The 15,962-nt window shown below is 74.2% G+C and carries 8 protein-coding genes; 3 read left to right on the top strand and 5 right to left on the bottom strand.

Translation table 11 applies throughout. The features are described from left to right. Positions 1-534 precede the first annotated feature (534 nt). Positions 535-1,095, bottom strand: coding sequence for a MarR family transcriptional regulator (locus AB0C96_RS11750; protein ID WP_362916212.1), 561 nt, complete (start codon positions 1,093-1,095; stop codon positions 535-537). A gap of 237 nt (positions 1,096-1,332) precedes the next feature. Between AB0C96_RS11750 and AB0C96_RS11755 the strand changes: the two genes are divergently transcribed. After that, on the top strand, positions 1,333-2,631 hold the full coding sequence (locus AB0C96_RS11755) for an MFS transporter (RefSeq protein WP_362916497.1): 1,299 nt from the start codon (positions 1,333-1,335) through the stop codon (positions 2,629-2,631). Between the two features lie 89 nt (positions 2,632-2,720). On the opposite strand, the gene AB0C96_RS11760 is transcribed toward AB0C96_RS11755, so the two are convergent. Continuing rightward, positions 2,721-4,538: a SpoIIE family protein phosphatase gene (locus AB0C96_RS11760; protein WP_362916214.1), complete on the bottom strand. Its 1,818-nt coding sequence runs from the start codon at positions 4,536-4,538 to the stop codon at positions 2,721-2,723. A 309-nt stretch (positions 4,539-4,847) separates the two neighbouring features. Continuing rightward, positions 4,848-6,227 (bottom strand): NAD(P)/FAD-dependent oxidoreductase, encoded by a 1,380-nt coding sequence (locus tag AB0C96_RS11765; RefSeq protein ID WP_362916499.1) that lies wholly within the window; start codon positions 6,225-6,227, stop codon positions 4,848-4,850. A gap of 447 nt (positions 6,228-6,674) precedes the next feature. On the opposite strand from AB0C96_RS11765, the gene AB0C96_RS11770 reads away from it, so the two are divergent. Together AB0C96_RS11770 and AB0C96_RS11775 are read left to right on the top strand one after the other, a co-directional pair. Next, entirely contained in the window at positions 6,675-7,571 is an 897-nt protein-coding gene (locus tag AB0C96_RS11770; protein WP_362916216.1) for a helix-turn-helix domain-containing protein, read from the top strand. 269 nt (positions 7,572-7,840) lie between these two features. Beyond that, complete coding sequence (locus AB0C96_RS11775; protein ID WP_362916218.1) at positions 7,841-9,856, top strand: sigma-70 family RNA polymerase sigma factor; 2,016 nt, start codon at positions 7,841-7,843, stop codon at positions 9,854-9,856. A 143-nt stretch (positions 9,857-9,999) separates the two neighbouring features. On the opposite strand, the gene AB0C96_RS11780 is transcribed toward AB0C96_RS11775, so the two are convergent. Next, positions 10,000-13,422: a BTAD domain-containing putative transcriptional regulator gene (locus AB0C96_RS11780; protein ID WP_362916220.1), complete on the bottom strand. Its 3,423-nt coding sequence runs from the start codon at positions 13,420-13,422 to the stop codon at positions 10,000-10,002. 125 nt (positions 13,423-13,547) lie between these two features. Continuing rightward, positions 13,548-15,644, bottom strand: a complete 2,097-nt coding sequence (locus AB0C96_RS11785) for an asparagine synthase-related protein (protein WP_362916222.1) — start codon at positions 15,642-15,644, stop codon at positions 13,548-13,550. Positions 15,645-15,962 lie beyond the last annotated feature (318 nt).

Consider the following 15,962-nt stretch of genomic DNA (forward strand, 5'->3'; position numbering starts at 1 on the left):
GAGTTCTCAAGGAACGGACGCTTCCTTTGTGCCTGTTTCACCAGGCTCTCCGGGCGCTTCCCTTCGGTCTTGCGTTTCCGACTCTATCAGATCCTTGCGGCTCCGATTTTCGCCGGTGCGATCCGGCCTTTCGGCTTTCTCGCGGTTCCAACCTTACCAGATCCGTTTCCGTCTCTGACTCCCTGTTGGAGCGGGAGTGGCCGGTTCGCTTTCGCTTTTCGGCCTTTCCGACTCTATCAGAACTTGTTCGTTCCGTTGCCGGTCCGAATTCGTTTCCGAATCCCCGTCGGAGGGGGTTTGCCGGGGTGCGGCCTTTTTACTGCCGCGCCTTTCGGCGGATCACTACGTTAGCGGAATTCCTCGTCGGCGCATAATCGCGCCACGGTCGAATTTCGGCATGCCGAAATTGTTCCCGGTGAGGGGCCGTGCAGTAGTGGTGTGCCGCGATGCGGCGGGATGGCTGCCGCAGAACCGTTCCGGCGCTGTGGCAACTCGGAGGACACTACAGATCGGGCGGGGCCGTGTCAACCCGCGTCAGTCGAGATCACTCAGACGCCCACCGGCGTCCGGTTGGGCCTCCTCGACGCGTCGTAGGACACGGGTCAGCACCTGGCCGAGGAGTTGACGCTCTTCGCTGGAGAGGTCCTGGAGCAGCTCCTCCTCGAAGACCGTCGCCATGCGCATCGCCTCCAGCCACTTCTCGCGGCCCTCGTGGGTCAGCTCGACGATGACGCGGACGCGGTTGTTCTCGTCGCGCTCGCGGGTGACCAGGCCCTCGCTCGCCATGCGGTCGATGCGGTGGGTCATCGCGGCGGGGGTGAGGCCGAGGCGCTTGGCCAGCTCGCCGGGGCCCATGCGGTAGGGGGCTCCGGAGACGACGAGGGCCTTGAGTACCTCCCACTCGGCGTTGCTCAGGCCCAGGGTGGCGGTCTGCCGCCCGTAGGCGACGTTCATCCGTCGGTTGAGGCGCTGAAGTGCGGAGACGACCTGCTCCACCTGGGGGTCGAGGTCCTGGAATTCGCGCTGGTAGGCCGCGATCTGTTCCTCAAGGCTCGGCTCGGCAGTCGCGTCGGCCGCATCGGAGGGCTCAGGCATGCGGCGCAGTATGACACGAAAGTGATTGGCGTTGAAGTTCTTCTCCGTGTACTCTTTAGCTTCGAACTTTATGGTTGAAGTCTTCAGGGTGAGACTGTCCGGATGGGAACTGTCCGTCGCACGGTCTCGCCCTGACGTCTGGGGCGTCGCGGCAGCTCGTCGGTTCGCCCCCGCTCTTCTTCTCTGTTGTTCGTGTTCGTTCTTGATCGTCTGATGACCTGACCTAGGTAGGTGAGTGTGACCACCGCGATGGGCGCCGCGCTGCGCCGGATCCAGCTGGGGAACGCGCTGAGCGCGTTCGGCAACGGCTTCACGGTTCCGTATCTGTACGTCTACGTGGCGAAGGTGCGGGATCTTGGTGCCAGTACGGCCGGTGTCGTACTGGCGATGCTGGCCGTGGCCGCGCTGGTCGTGCTGCCGCTGACCGGTCGGGCGATCGACCGGCGCGGCCCCCTGCCGGTGGCCATCGTCGGTACGGTCTCCGCCGCCCTCGGTTCGCTGGGGATCGGCCTGTCCGACAGCGAGCCGCTGGTCATCGCGGCCGCCGCTGCGCTCGGTGCCGGTATAGCCGTCATCCAGCCGGCGCTGGCGACGATGATCGTGTGGTGCTCGACGACGGTGACCCGGTCGCGGGCCTTCGCCACCCAGTTCTTCCTGAACAACCTGGGCCTCGGTGTCGGTGGCCTGGTCGGCGGGCAGCTGGTCGACGAGTCGCATGCGTCGAGCTTTGTGCGGCTGTTCGCCATCGAGGCCGTGATGTTCCTGGTGCTCGGGGTGACGGTGGCGACCGTACGGCTGCCGCGGGCGCCGAAGGTCGAGGACCGGGTGCCGGGCGACGAGCGGGCCAAGGGCGCCTGGCGGGTGCTGTTCGCGGACCGGCGGATGGTGTGGCTGTGCGTGCTGGGGTTCGTGCTGTTCTTCGCCTGCTACGGGCAGTTCGAGTCCGGGCTGGCGGCGTATGCGACCGAGGTGACGCGGATACCGCCGGCGAGCCTGGGCCTGGCGCTCGCGGCCAACACGGCGGCGATCGTGGCGGCGCAGTTCGTGGTGCTGCGGCTGGTGGAGCGCCGGCGGCGCAGCCGGGTGATGGCGCTGGTCGGGCTCATATGGACGGTGGCGTGGCTGGCCGCCGGGCTGTCCGGCCTGGTGCACGGTGCGCAGGCGGTGGCGACGACGCTGCTGATCTCGACGTATGCGCTGTTCGGGATCGGGGAGTCGATGCTGTCGCCGACGGTGGCTCCGCTGGTGGCGGATCTGGCGCCGGCCTCGCTGATCGGTCAGTACAACTCGGCGTTTGCGCTGGTCAAGCAGCTGGCGCTGGCCGTTGGGCCGGCGGTGGGGGCCTTGATGGTCGGCCATGGGATGTACGTGGCGTACATCGGGATGCTGGTGGTGTGCGCGGTGGGGATCAGCGTGCTGTCGCTCCGGTTGGGGCGGATGCTGCGGCCCGCGCAGGACAACCCGCACCGGGTGCCCGTCGCCGTGCCGGCAGCGCGGGTCCCGGCAGAGGCGGAGTCGGTGGGCTGCCCGGCCTGAGTCCGTGGCCGGTTCGTCCTGAGTCCTGTGCCGGTTCGGCCTGAGTCGGGGCCGGTTCGGTGGCTGTGGTCACCGAACCGGCCCTTCGGCTATCCGCGGGGCAGGGCGAATTCGCACCACACCGCCTTGCCACCGCCCGGGGTTCGACGGGAACCCCAGGAGGAGGCGATCGTGGCGACGATGGAGATGCCGCGCCCGGCCTCGTCGGCCGGTTCGGCGCGACGGCGGCGCGGGAGGTGGTCGTCGCCGTCGGTGACCTCGATGATCAGGCGGCGGTCGGTGCGGCGCAGGCGGAGGCGCATGGGTGGATGGCCGTGCTGTAGGGAGTTGGCGACCAGCTCGCTGGCAGCCAGGACACCGAGGTCGTGCAGCTCGGGCGAGAAGCGCCAGGAAGCCAGGACGCCCGAGGCAAAGGCGCGGGCGCGGGGCGCCGCTTCGGTGCCGCCGTGGAGTTCGAGGGCGGCGTTGTGGAAGAGCTCGGCGTCGTGGCCGGTGCGCTCGGGGTGCTGGAGGACGAGGATCGCGACGTCGTCGTCGTGGGTGGCGGTGATGCCCAGGGAGCGCAGCAGGCGGTCGCAGACGATGTCGGGGGCGCCGGCCGCGCCGGCGAAGGCGCGTTCCAGGGCCTCGACGCCGTCGTCGATGTCCTTGTCACGGCGCTCGACGAGGCCGTCCGTGTAGAGGACGGCGCTGCTGCCGGGTCCCAGCGGGACGGAGCCGGAGGTGTGCAGCCAGCCGCCGGTTCCCAGGGGCGGTCCGGTGGGTTCCTCGGCGCGGTGGACGCTGCCGTCCGGGTCGCGCACGAGGATGGGCAGGTGCCCGGCCGAGGCGTAGACCAGGCGGCCCTCGTTGGGGTCGTGGACGGCGTAGACGCAGGTGGCGATCTGGTTGGCGTCGATCTCGGCGGCCAGGCCGTCGAGCAGTTGCAGGACCTCGTGGGGCGGGAGGTCGAGGCGGGCGTAGGCGCGTACGGCGGTGCGCAGTTGGCCCATGACGGCGGCCGCGCGCACTCCGCGGCCCATGACGTCGCCGATGACCAGGGCGGTACGGCCGGCGCCGAGGGTGATGACGTCGTACCAGTCGCCGCCGACCGCGGCGTCCGTGCCGCCGGGCTGGTACGTGGCGGCCACCCGGAGGTCGTCGGGCTGCTCCAATTCCTGGGGGAGCAGGGAGCGTTGGAGAGTGACCGCGGCCTCGCGCTGGCGGGCCTCGCTGGCGCGCAGCCGTTCGGCGGACTCGATCTGGTCGGTGACCTCGGCGCCGAAGACCAGGACGCCCTTGTGCGGTGCGACGCAGGCGACCTCGGGATCGGGCGCCGGTCCGCTGGCGGCGACCTCGATGGGGGTGCAGGTGAAGGTGTAGTAGCCGTCGCGGGTGCGGTCACCGCCCGCGCCGCCGGGGACCTTGCGGGACTTGACGGTGCGCGGCTTGCCGCTGCGCAGGACCTGGTCCATCAGGGGCAGCAGGCCCAGCGCGTCCAGTTCGGGGAGGGCTTCGCGGGCGGTCTGGCCGGCCGGACGGGGGCCGAAGACCCCGGCGTAGGCGCCGTTGACGTAGGCGAGGCGGTGCTCGGGGCCGTAGACGACGGCTACGAGGGCCGGGATGGTGCCGAGGATGTCGTGGACGGAGAGGGCGTCGACGGTGGGCGGCAGGGCCACGTGGACGGGCTCCTGGGCGCATTCCGTGTCGGCGCGCTCGGCGCGGGCCGGGGGGACCGAGCCGGTGGTGGCGCCGGTCGGGGCGGTCGGCGTGTCGTCCGCCGCGGCGGGCGTGTCGGCACCGGCCGGGGCCTCGGCGGGCGGTGCGGCCGGCGTGCCGGGCGCGGGGCGGGATGCCGCACGGTCGGCCCGCGCGGCGGCGCGCCGCTGCGTGCCGGGGAACTTGGCGCTCCAGCGCGTGAAGATCACGGAGGGGTACCTCTTACTTCGCGTCGCGCGGGATCGGGCCGTCGGCATGGCGGGGCCTCCCGGCCGGGGGCCGGTGGAGGGGCGGCTGGGGGCACTCTCGGCACCCGTTTACGGAATGCAGCAAACGTCCAGAATCCTCGTGGTTGTCACTCTTTGCAGATACGAGCCCACCCATGGTCACACGTCCAGTGTGGCCGACCGGACGGACATCCGTCAGACGCCCGGTGACCGGTGTGGAGTTCCGCACTCCGCGACCTCCGGCCGCCGCAGCGCCGGCGGTGTGTCATCTCTCCTGGTGAGCGCGGCGCGTCACAGGACTTCGTTGTGCCGGCCGGTGTCCGCGGCGAGTTCGAACTCGGCGCGCGGGTTCTCCAGCGAGCCGAGCGAGACGATCTCGCGTTTGAACAGGCCGGCGAGGGTCCATTCGGCCAGCACCCGGGCCTTGCGGTTGAAGGTCGGCATCCGGCCCAGGTGGTAGGCGCGGTGCATGAGCCATGCCGGATAGCCCCGGAGCTTGCGCCCGTAGATGTACGCGACGCCCTTGTGCAGGCCGAGCGAGGCCACCGAACCGGCGTACTTGTGCGCGTAGTCCACGATCGGGCCACCGCGTACCGCCGCCGCGATGTTCTCGGCGAGCACCCGGGCCTGGCGCAGGGCGTGCTGTGCGTTGGGTGCACAGGTGGGGTGCGGCTCGTCGGGCTTGGCGGGCGGCCCGGCCGTCAGGTCGGGCACGGCCGCCGCGTCGCCCGCCGACCAGGCGTGTTCGACGCCGTCCACCTGGAGTGCGGCGGTGCACTTGAGGCGGCCGTGGCCGTTCAGCGGCAGTTTGGTCGCGGCCAGGATCGGGTGCGGTTTGACGCCGGCGGTCCACACCAGGGTCCTGGTGGGGAAGCGGGAGCCGTCGCTGAGCACCGCGATGCGTTTCTCGCAGGACTCCAGCCGGGTCTCCATGCGTACGTCGATGTTGCGGCTGCGCAGCTCCCGTACGGCGTAGCGGCCCATCTCGGGGCCGACTTCGGGCAGGATCCGGTCGGTCGCCTCGACCAGGATCCACTTCATGTCGTCGGGCGTGATGTTGTGGTAGTAGCGCACGGCGTAGCGGGCCATGTCCTCCAGTTCGGCGAGCGCTTCCACGCCCGCGTAGCCGCCGCCGACGAAGACGAAGGTCAGCGCGGCGTCGCGGACCGCGGGGTCGCGGGTGGAGGAGGCGATGTCGAGCTGTTCGAGGACGTGGTTGCGCAGTCCGATGGCCTCTTCGACGGTCTTGAAGCCGATGCCGACGTCGGCCAGGCCCGGGATGGGCAGGGTGCGCGAGATCGAGCCGGGGGCCAGGACCAGTTCGTCGTACGCGACCTCGACGGCGCCGCTGCCGGTCTCCTCCGCGGCCAGGGTGGTGATCGTGGCGCGGTGTTCGGCGTGGTCGATGTCGGTGACCTCGCCGATGACCACCGTGCAGTGCGGGAGCACCCGGCGCAGCGGTACGACGACGTGGCGCGGGGAGATGGAGCCGGCCGCGGCCTCGGGCAGGAACGGTTGGTAGGTCATGTACGGCTCGGGGTCGACCACGATCACCTCGACGGTGCCCTGCCGCAGCTCCTGCTTGAGTTTCCGCTGGAGCCGCAGGGCGGTGTACATCCCCACGTAGCCACCGCCGACAACGAGAATGCGCGCCACGTCGTTCGAAGACACAGCCTTCACAGAGGTACTCCTCGCGGTGTCGACCGGGCCCGGGGCGGCACCGATCCGGTGACCGACCGGCGGCGCGGTCACCCTCGGGCGCTGCGCCCCCGGGAAAGCACAGCACTGTTCCATGACGCACTGCCGGCGCGGCTTTGTCCACAGGCTCGTCGAAATGTATGACCGGGTGCGGCGCTGGGGACGGAGCGGCATATTCCGCGCGTGCCGCCCGAGGTGCGCTGGTCAGGGGGTGGGTGGCCGGCGAGGGGTGGGGGCGAAATCCGGGCGGATCAGGCCCGTTGGGCCGATCGGGGGGCGCACTGTACGGAACGCCCCCTTCAATCTTGACCCGGGCTCAACTATGTTCGTATGTCGTTGGGGTGCACCCTGTCAGCGGTACGCCCTGACTGTCTGAGCGGGGAGTCTCCGGGGGGAGACGTCATTTACCGGGGGATCTATATGCACATTCAGGGCTCTCAATGGCCGACTGCCGTCGCTATGGCGCACGCCTCCGAAGGCGGCAGCAACGGCAACAGCAACAGCAACAACGGAAGCGGCAGCGCCGACGGGGTCACCGGGACCACCGCTGTCGGCGCGGGGGCGGGCGGCCGGAGCACTCCGCTCCGGGTGGACGCCCAGCGCAATCTCGAACACGTACTGCGGGCCGCGCGCGAGGTGTTCGGCGAGCTGGGCTACGGCGCGCCGATGGAGGACGTGGCGCGGCGGGCCCGGGTCGGCGTCGGCACGGTCTACCGGCGGTTCCCGAGCAAGGACGTCCTGGTCCGCCGGATAGCGGAGGAGGAGACCTCGCGGCTGACGGACCAGGCGCGTACGGCGCTGGGCCAGGAGGACGACCCGTGGTCGGCGCTCTCGCGCTTCCTGCGGACGTCGGTCGCCTCGGGTGCCGGTCGGCTGCTGCCGCCGAGCATCCTGCGGGTGGGCGCGGACACCGGCCGGTCCGGGCAGTCGGCGGCGCAGGCCGCGGACGGGGCGCGGATACCGGAGGGCCTGGGCGAGGCGCGGGTGCCGCAGCAGCGCATGGCGCCCGGCGCGGACGGGACGGCAGCCGACCTCCGGGCGGCGGCGCGGCTCCGTGACGAGCCGGCGGCCGTCGACGGCGCGCCGGCCGCGGCGGAGGAGACGGCCGGCGCCACGGCGCTGCTGGAGGTCGTCGGACGGCTGGTGGAGCGGGCCAGGGCGGCCGGTGAGCTACGGGCCGATGTGACGGTCTCCGACGTGCTGTTGGTGATCGCCACGGGCGCGCCCGCGCTGCCCGACTCGGCACAGCAGCAGGCCGCGTCCGCGCGGCTGCTGGAGATCCTGCTGGAGGGGCTGCGCTCGCGCCCCGTGCGGTGACGTCGCCGGCCGGCCCCGTCCGGGTGGATCCGATCGCCGGGTCCGCCGGGCGGGGCGGCCCGGCGGGGTGTGGCGGGGTGCGGCGGTGCGGGTACCGCATGGATGACGGCCGGTTTGCGGCATTTGGCCCGTACGGGTGAACGACCGCGCGGCCGTCCACGTCCCCGCCTCGGATGAGTGGTTGACCGACGGAGCCCTCGGGGGCCGGGGTCCGATGTGGCACGCTTGCGCGGTGTTGCGGTGTGACGACGGCTTCGGGAGCCTCGGCGATGAGTGGTGACGAGCGGGACCAGCGGCGCGAGACCGATGCCGGAGTGGGCGGGAGCGAGTCCGCGTCGCGCCGGCAGGTACCCGGCCAGACCGGGCCGTTGGGGGCGACCCCCGCGGCGGGTGGGCCGGGCACCGGCCAGGACCGCGTCGGCGGCCCGGCGGGCGAGGGCCCGAGCGTGCCCCCGCAGCGTGGGCCCGGTCGCGGCACGGCGCCGACCGCCGGTTCCGAGGAGGGTGAACTCCCGCCGTCCGACGCACAGTTGATCACCGCCATGCGGGCCGGCGACGACAGCGCGTACGAGGAGATGTACCGCAGGCACTCCGCGGCGGTCCGGCGCTATGCCCGCCAGTGCTGCCGGGACGTCCACACCGCGGAGGATCTGACCGGTGAGGTCTTCGCCCGTACGCTCCAGGCGGTGCGCGGCGGCGCGGGCCCGGACACGGCGGTGCGCGCCTATCTGCTGACGACTCTCCGCCGGGTCGCCGCGTCCTGGGCCAAGACCGCGCGGCGGGAGCAACTGGTCGAGGACTTCGCGGTGTTCGCGACCGGTGCGTCGCTGGACGACGACACGCTGGATCTGGGCGCGGATGTGCGCGCCATGCACGAGGCCGAGCAGTCGATGGCCGTGCAGGCGTTCCGCAGTCTGTCGGAGCGCTACCAGACGGTGCTCTGGCACACGGCGGTCGAGGAGGAGTCGCCGAGCGAGGTCGCCCCGTTGCTCGGGCTGACCGCGAACGCCACCGCGGTCCTGGCGCACCGCGCCCGGGAGGGCCTTCGGCAGGCGTATTTGCAGGCGCACGTCAGCCAGTCGCTGACCGCCGGCGGGGACTGCGCCCGCTTCGCCGACCGGCTCGGCGCGTACACCCGCGGCGGGCTGCGGATACGGGCCGAACGGGGGCTGCGCAAGCATCTGGACGAGTGCGCCCGGTGCCGGCTGGCCGCGCTGGAGGTCGAGGACGTCAACCAGCGGATCGGTGCCCTGCTGCCGGTCGCGGTCATCGGCTGGTTCGCCGCCGGGTACGCCGTCAAGACGACGGCCGCGGTGGTGGGTGCGGCCGGTGTGGGCGCGGCGGCCGGCGCCGGTGCGACGGCGGCGGCAGGGACGGGTGGTGGTTCCGGTGCGGCGGGCGGGGCCGGTGGCGCCCTCGCGGGCAAGGGCCTCGGCGCGCCGGTGACGATCGGTATCGGGGTCGGGGCCGCGGTGGTGGCGGGCACGGCGCTCGCGCTGGCGCTGGCGGGCAGCCCCACGCCGGCGCCGCAGCCCCAGGCCGGACCGCATCGGCCGGCCCCGGTCGCGCCGTGGAGGCCCTCGCCCGCGCCGGCGAAGCCACTGCCGCCGGCGGCCGGCGCCGAACCGTCGCCGAAGCCGAGCCCGCCGCACCGGCCGACTCCCCCGTCGACGCCCGGCCGGACGCCGACGCCGTCGGAGCCGACCTCGACGCCGACACCCACCCCGGCCTCGACACCCACCCCGACCTCGACGCCGACCCCGACCTCGACCCCGACCCCGACGTCGACGCCCCCACCGACGCCCACGCCCACCCCGCCGGAGCCCTCCCCCGAGCCGCCGCGCCCCGCGCCGACGTCCTACCAGCTCAACGCGCTCGACCACGACTTCATGGGCGACGGCAGCAAGCCGGAGGTGCGCAGCATCGGGAGCGGCTGGCTGTGGCAGCGGCAGTCGCCCACGATCGCCGGCACGACGTATGTGAACGGCGCGAGCGTGAATGCGCCGTCCTCGGTGATCATCGATCTCAACCGCCCGTGCACCGCGTACGACGCCGTCGTGGGCGTCGACGACCTCAGCTTCGGGCTGGGGGCGCTGCGCTTCTCCGTGTATGCGGACGGGGAGCGGCTGTGGCGGTCGGCGGTGGTGCGCGGCGGGGAGCGGGGGCTGCCGGTGCATGTGCCGCTGACGGGGCGCTCCACGTTGCGGCTCGTGGTCGAGCCGGTGTCGCCCGTCGATGCGGTGGCGATCGGGGACTGGGCGCGGGCGCAGATCAGCTGTCGTTGACGGGCCGCACCGCTCCGGGTCGCCGGCTCGGGGCGCGACGCCCGGGCGGCGACCAGCGACACGGGGCGGCGCGAGGTGCTCAGCGGCGCGGGGGGGGCTCAGCGACACGGGGCGGCGCGGGGGGGCTCAGGGGCGCGGGGGGCTCAGGGGCGCGGCGCGAGGATGTCGACGGCCTCGGCGGGCGTGAGGCGTGTGCCCTCGGCGTGCAGTGCCTCGTATGCGCCGTCGCCTGCGCCGTTCAGCTCGGCGCGCAGTGCGTCGGCCATGCTCCGAACGGCCTCCTCGTCGGGGACGATCCTGGGCAGTTCACCGCGCCAGGCGTCCGAGGCGCCCAGCAGCCGGGCCGCGTCATGGGGGCGGCCGGCACGGCGCAGCGCCGGGACCGCGCACTCGGCGACGAACGCCAGCGCGGGCTCGGTGCAGTAGAGCGTCAGCCCGGAGCTCAGCGCCTGGTGACACTGGCGCAGCGCCCCCGCCACATCGCCCGACTCCGCCGCGATCCGGCCGGCCAGCGCGTCCAGGACGACCACGAACTGGGGCGGCGGGGTCCCCTGGGCGGCAGCCTCGCGGGCCGCGTCGCACGCCTGGCGCGCGGCCTCCGGCTGCCCGCGGCGCAGCGCGAGCCGGGCGCGCAGCGAGTGGTTGAAGGCCCGCGGGTCCTGGACACCCCACTCGACGGCCTGTTCGTCCGCCCGCACCAGGGCCTTCTCGGTGGCGTCCACATCCCCGCCGGCGAAGTGGAGTTCGGCCAGTCGGGACAGGATGAACGGGCCTTCCGTGTACGCGCCGAGCTCGCAGGTCAGCCCGAGCGCCTCGACATAGGCCGCACGCGCCTCGTCGTAGTGGCCGCGGATCTGTCGCAGCTCCGCGCTGGTGGCGGCGACCTGGGCGAGCATCCAGCGGTCGCCGACCCGGCGCGCCAGCTCGACCAGCTCCCGCTCGTCCGCCTCGGCCGACGCCAGACCGCCGGGCAGGTCGATCGCGATGAGCGTGCGGAACGTCAGCGAGACCCCCAGCTCCCAGCTGCCGCCCAGCGCGCGGGTGGTGGCGACGGCATCGTCCATGAGCGACAGGATTTGGCCGTAGCCGCCGAGGAAGAACGCCGTGAACGGCCACAGCAGCCCGGGGAAGCGGGCGCTGCGCGAGTGCGGACGGCGGTAGAGGGCCAGCATCCGGTCGATCAGGGCGCGGTGCTCCGGGCTGTCGAGGCGACGGTCCTGCCGCTGGTCCTGGAGCAGGAAGAAGAGCAGCAGTTGCAGGTCCAGCTGTGCCGAGAGGGCCGGATCGGTGTCGGCGAGGCCCTGCGCGGCGGGTCCGAGCGCCACGGTCCGCTCCACCCAGGACGCGCCCTCCGCGCGGTAGTTGCGCAGCCACCAGAACCAGCCCATGGCCAGGACGACCCGCTGTGCGGTCGGCGCGTCCCGGTCGGCGACCGCGCGCTGCAATATCGCCCGTACGTTGTCCACGTCGGCCTCGATGCGGGCCAGCCAGGGCAGTTGTTCGGCGGAGCGGATGCGGGGGTCGGCGTCCAGCACGAAGCGCAGGAAGTGGGCGGTGTGCCGGGCGAGGGTGCGGCGGTGCTCGTCGGGGCGGGCGACGGCCCGTTCGCGGGCGTAGGCGTGGATGGTCTCCAGCATCCGGTAGCGGGGCTCCGTGCCCCGGTGGTCGACGACCAGCAGCGACTTGTCCACCAGCGCTCCGAGCTGGTCGAGCACCTCGGCATCGCCGACGCGGACGCTGTCGCTGTAGCCGTACTCGCTTCCCTCGTCTCCGTCGCTTCCGTCGCCTCCGTCGCTTCCGTCGCCTCCCTCGCCGCAGACCGCCTCGGCGGCCGCGAGGGTGCAGCCGCCGGCGAACACCGACAGCCGGCGCAGCAGGGCCCGCTCGGGCTCCTCCAGGAGGTCCCAGGACCAGTCGACGACCGCGCGCAGCGTCTGCTGGCGCGGCAGCGCGGTCCGGCTGCCGCTGGTCAGCAGCCGGAAACGGTCGTCGAGCCGGTCGGCGATCTGCCGCGGGGAGATCAGCCGGAGCCGGGCCGCGGCCAACTCGATGGCGAGGGGCAGGCCGTCCAGCCGGCGGCAGATCTCGTCCACCGCGGCCGGGTCGTCGGTGGCCCGGAAGTCCGGTCGCACCGCCGCCGCCCGCTCGGCGAACAGTTGCTGCGCGGGCACCGGCGCCAGCGGGTCCAGCGGCCGTACGACCTCGCCCGGTATGCCCAGCGGCTCCCGGCTGGTGGCCACCAGGGTCAGCCCGGGGCAGTGCCGTAGCAGCAGGTCGGCCAGCTCGGCGGCGGCGCCCACGACGTGCTCGCAGTTGTCGAGGACGAGCAGCAGTCGGCGGGCTGCGCAGTGGTCGACGATCCTGGCCGTCGGGTCGGTGTGCTCGACGGTCGTACGCGCCTCCATGGCCGTCGAGAAGACCGCGGTGTCGCGCCGCCCGAGCGCGGACAGCACGGCCCCCGGTACCGCCTCCGGGGCGTCCAGCGGGGCCAGTTCGGCGATCCAGGCCCCGTCCGGGTACTCCCCGGCCAGCGCGGCGGCCAGCTCCTCGGACAGCCGGGTCTTGCCGGATCCGCCCGGACCGGTGAGCGTGACGATGCGTGCCTGGCGTTCCGTCACTTCTCTTTGCAGTGAGGCCAGTTCGGCCTGGCGACCGACGAAGGAGTTGAGGCGTGCGCGGAGGTTGCCGCGGCGCGGGGGCACGTCCGGGGTGCGGGGCGCGGCGGGAGCGGCGGGAGCAGCAGGAGCGGCGGGAACAGCAGGAGCAGCCATCGGTCCGGTGCTCCCGGCGTTCCCGGTGTTCCCGGCACTCCCGGCGTGCCTGAGGCTTCCGGGGCCTCCGCGGCTTCCGGCGAGCAACCGGGCGTGCAGGCCACGCAGTTCGGGCCCCGGGTCGGCGCCCAGTCGGTCCGCCAGCAGCTGTCGGGCCTCCTCGTACGCGGCCAGCGCGTCGGCGCCCCGGCCGGCAGCCTCCAGGGCGCGTATCAGCTGGGCCCGGAAGGGCTCGTGCAGGGGATGGTCCGCGGTCAGCTGCCGCAGCTCGGGCAGCAGCTCCTCGGCGCGCCCGAGCGCCAGGTCGGCGTCGATCCGCCGGTGCAGCGCCGCCAGCCGCAGCGCCTCCGGGCCACGGGCCGCACCCGCCGCGTCGGGCAGGTCCGCCAGCGCCGGCCCCCGCCACAGGGCCAGCGCCGCCCGCAGCGTCCCGGCCGCGCCCGGCGCATCGCCCTCCCGCAGCTGCCGCGTCCCCTCCGCGACCAGGCGCTCGAACCGGTGCAGATCCACCTCCTCCGGCTCCACGACCAGCCGGTAGGCGCCCGGCAGCGACTCCACGGCCCCCTTGCCCAGTGCCCGCCGCAACCGCCCCACCAGTGCCTGCAACGCCGCCGGTGCGTCCTGCGGCGGTGCGTCCACCGCCCACACCTCGTCGATCAACGTCTCCACGGCCACCGGCCGCCCGCCGCGCAGCGCCAGCGCGGTGACCAGTGCCCGCACCCGCGCCCCACCGAGCGACACCGGCTGCCCCTGCTCGCCCAGGACCTCCGTCGAACCCAGAATCCGTAACTTCACCCGGCCATTGTCCAGGCCCGGGGCGTTCCCCGCCGGTTGTCCACAGGTCGCCGCGGAGGCGGCCGCGCGGTTGTCCACAGCTCCGCCGCCCGTCCACAGCCCGGCCCCGCCGGCGGCGGGCCCGCTCAGGAGAGCCGGGCCCGCGGGACCACGCCGCCGGCCACCGCCCGCTGCCGCGGCGCCTCGGCCCCCGTCCAGCACGTCCCGCGCCGCGCCACCAGCCGGCGCAGCCACAGCTCCGTGGAGACCAGCTCCGCCAGCCCGTCCAGCGGGAGCGGGGCGCCCTCCGCGGCGGCCCGCAGCGCCCGGCGGACCACCCGTGCCTCGATCAGCCCGGCATCGGCCAGCAGCGGCGCGTCGAAGAGCCGCACCAGATCGCCGACGGCGCCGCGCAGCCCGGCGCGCACCGCCGCGGCGTGGGTGAGGTGCGAGGTGGCGCCCCATCCCGGCGGGAGGTCCCGTACGCCGGCGCCGGCCAGGACGGACCGCAGGACGGCGGCCCGCGCGCCCGGTTGCACCCGCAGGGTGTCCGGCAGGGCGCGGCAGGCGAGCACCACCTGGTTGTCGAGGAACGGGGCGTGCAGCCGCTGGTTGCGCACCTCGGCGGCCTGTTCGAGGACGCGGTGGTCGGCGGCCTGGCGGGCCAGTGCCGCGCGGGCCCGCTGCTCCCCCGGGCGGCCGGCGGAGGTCGAGCGGGTCGCCGCCTCGCCGAGCCGCACCGACACCTCCGCCAGCGCCTCGCCCGTGAGCCAGCGCGCCGCGGGCCCCGGCCGGCACCAGGTGAGCGCGGCCAGCGAGGCGTCCACCGCGCCGCCGGCCACCGGCTCGTCGGCGAACTCCCGCTCCAGCAGGCGGCGCGCGGCATCGGCGATACCGACCGGGTACGGCGTACGGGCGAGCCGGCGGGCGGCGCGGTAGACGGTGAAGGGCACCAGGACCGAGTGGGCGGAGGGGCCGTCGGCCTTCGCCAGCGCGGTGACCGGGCGCAGCAGATGCCGTCGGCGGCGGTCCATCAGGAGGTCGGCGAGCCGGGCCGGGTGGGCGTCGAGGACCTGGCGGGCGCCGTGGCCGACGAAGTGGTCGGCGCTGCCGGCCAGCAGCCTGCGGCGGTGGCGGCCGGCGGTGACGAGGGAGGGGCCCGGCTCGTCCGTGAGCGGGCCGCCGTCGAGGTCCGCGTACGGGAGGGCCTCCTCGCCGGCCGCGACGACGACGTGGTGCAGCCGCGGATTGTCGGCGATGCTGCGGGCGCGCTCCAGTTCGGCGTCGCGGTGGGCCTGACCGCCCTTGGTGGCACGGTCGTTGAAGGTGACGGCCAGGAGGCGCTCGCCGTGGCCGCCCAGCCTTCCGGGCCGGCCGGGCAGGCCGGCGGCCAGGAGGGCGAGGGTTCCCGAGGCGCTGCCTCCGGAGAGGTCGGCGCCGATACCGGGGGCGGGTCCGCCGCGGGCGGCGCGCCGCTCGGCCGGGCCCATCCCGGGCACCGGGCCGGGGTCGAGCCCGTCGAGGCCGTCCGGGTCGGGAGCGTGCCGGGGGCCGGCCAGCCGGGCGCGGACGGCGTCGACCAGCGCGTCGCGGACGCCGTCCACGGCCTGGTCCGGGGCGAGTTGGGGAGCTGCGACGGCGAGCGAGGCGGTCGGCTCGTAGGACGTGATGTCGCGGGCGCCGCCGCGCAGCACCAGGGCGTGGCCGGGCGGGATCCGTCGGACGCCCTCGTAGGGCGTGCCGGCGCCGAGCGCCTCGGGGGCGTCCGGACAGGCGAGCAGCGCCGCCAGATGACCCACGTCGAGGCTGGCCTCGATCAGGTCGGCGAGCGGGAGGGCCGCGGTGGCATAGGCCGTGCCGCCGGCCCACGGGGTGTGGAAGACGGGGCGGGCGCCGGCCAGGTCTCCGGTGACGGTGATCCGCCGCCCTACCTGGACGACCGCGGTGTAGCTGCCGGACCAGGCGGTGAGGTGGCGCAGAGCGCCCCCGCGCGCCGCGAACAGGCCCACCCGCAGCTGGTCGTCGGTGGCGCCGCAGACGCCGAACACGGCGAGCCGGGTCTCGGGGTCGGCCTGGACGACCCGGACCTCGTCCGGCCGCCAGTCGCCGACCGCCCACAGCGGATCCGGTCCGTCCCACAGGAGTTGGGCACCGACGGGGAGCACGGCGCGGGCCTCCGCACCCGCCGGCCCGGCGGCGGAAGCCCCCGTGGCGGCACTGCTCCACCCCACCAACCAGCGCATCGCCGCCTCCACCCGATTCCCCGTCCGCCGGGGTCAACGACCACCCCGTACAGCGGATTGCCAAGCTGTCGCCAAGCTGTTGCGGCGACCATGCTGCCATGACCACGGCGCGGGGGAAGCGCCGGAGCGGCTCCGTATACGGGCAGTTCACGGCCGGGCCGACCGGAGGGGCCGGGGGCAGGGCCGCGGACGGGGCGGTGGGCAGGGCCGCGGACGAGGCGGTGGGCAGGGCCGCGGACGAGGTCACGGGCGAAGTCACGGGCGAGGCCGCTACGGTGCTGCGTCGCACCGCGGGCGGGCCGCGGCGCGGCGGAGCGG

It is taken from the genome of Streptomyces sp. NPDC048506 (assembly GCF_040651315.1).
Taxonomy (GTDB): Bacteria; Actinomycetota; Actinomycetes; order Streptomycetales; family Streptomycetaceae; genus Streptomyces.

Bases quoted from the DNA above. Each gene is read 5' to 3' on its own strand.
- AB0C96_RS11750 (WP_362916212.1), bottom strand. From the start codon at position 1,095: ATGCCTGAGCCCTCCGATGCGGCCGACGCGACTGCCGAGCCGAGCCTT.
- AB0C96_RS11770 (WP_362916216.1), top strand. From the start codon at position 6,675: ATGCACATTCAGGGCTCTCAATGGCCGACTGCCGTCGCTATGGCGCAC.
- AB0C96_RS11775 (WP_362916218.1), top strand. From the start codon at position 7,841: ATGAGTGGTGACGAGCGGGACCAGCGGCGCGAGACCGATGCCGGAGTG.
- AB0C96_RS11785 (WP_362916222.1), bottom strand. From the start codon at position 15,644: ATGCGCTGGTTGGTGGGGTGGAGCAGTGCCGCCACGGGGGCTTCCGCC.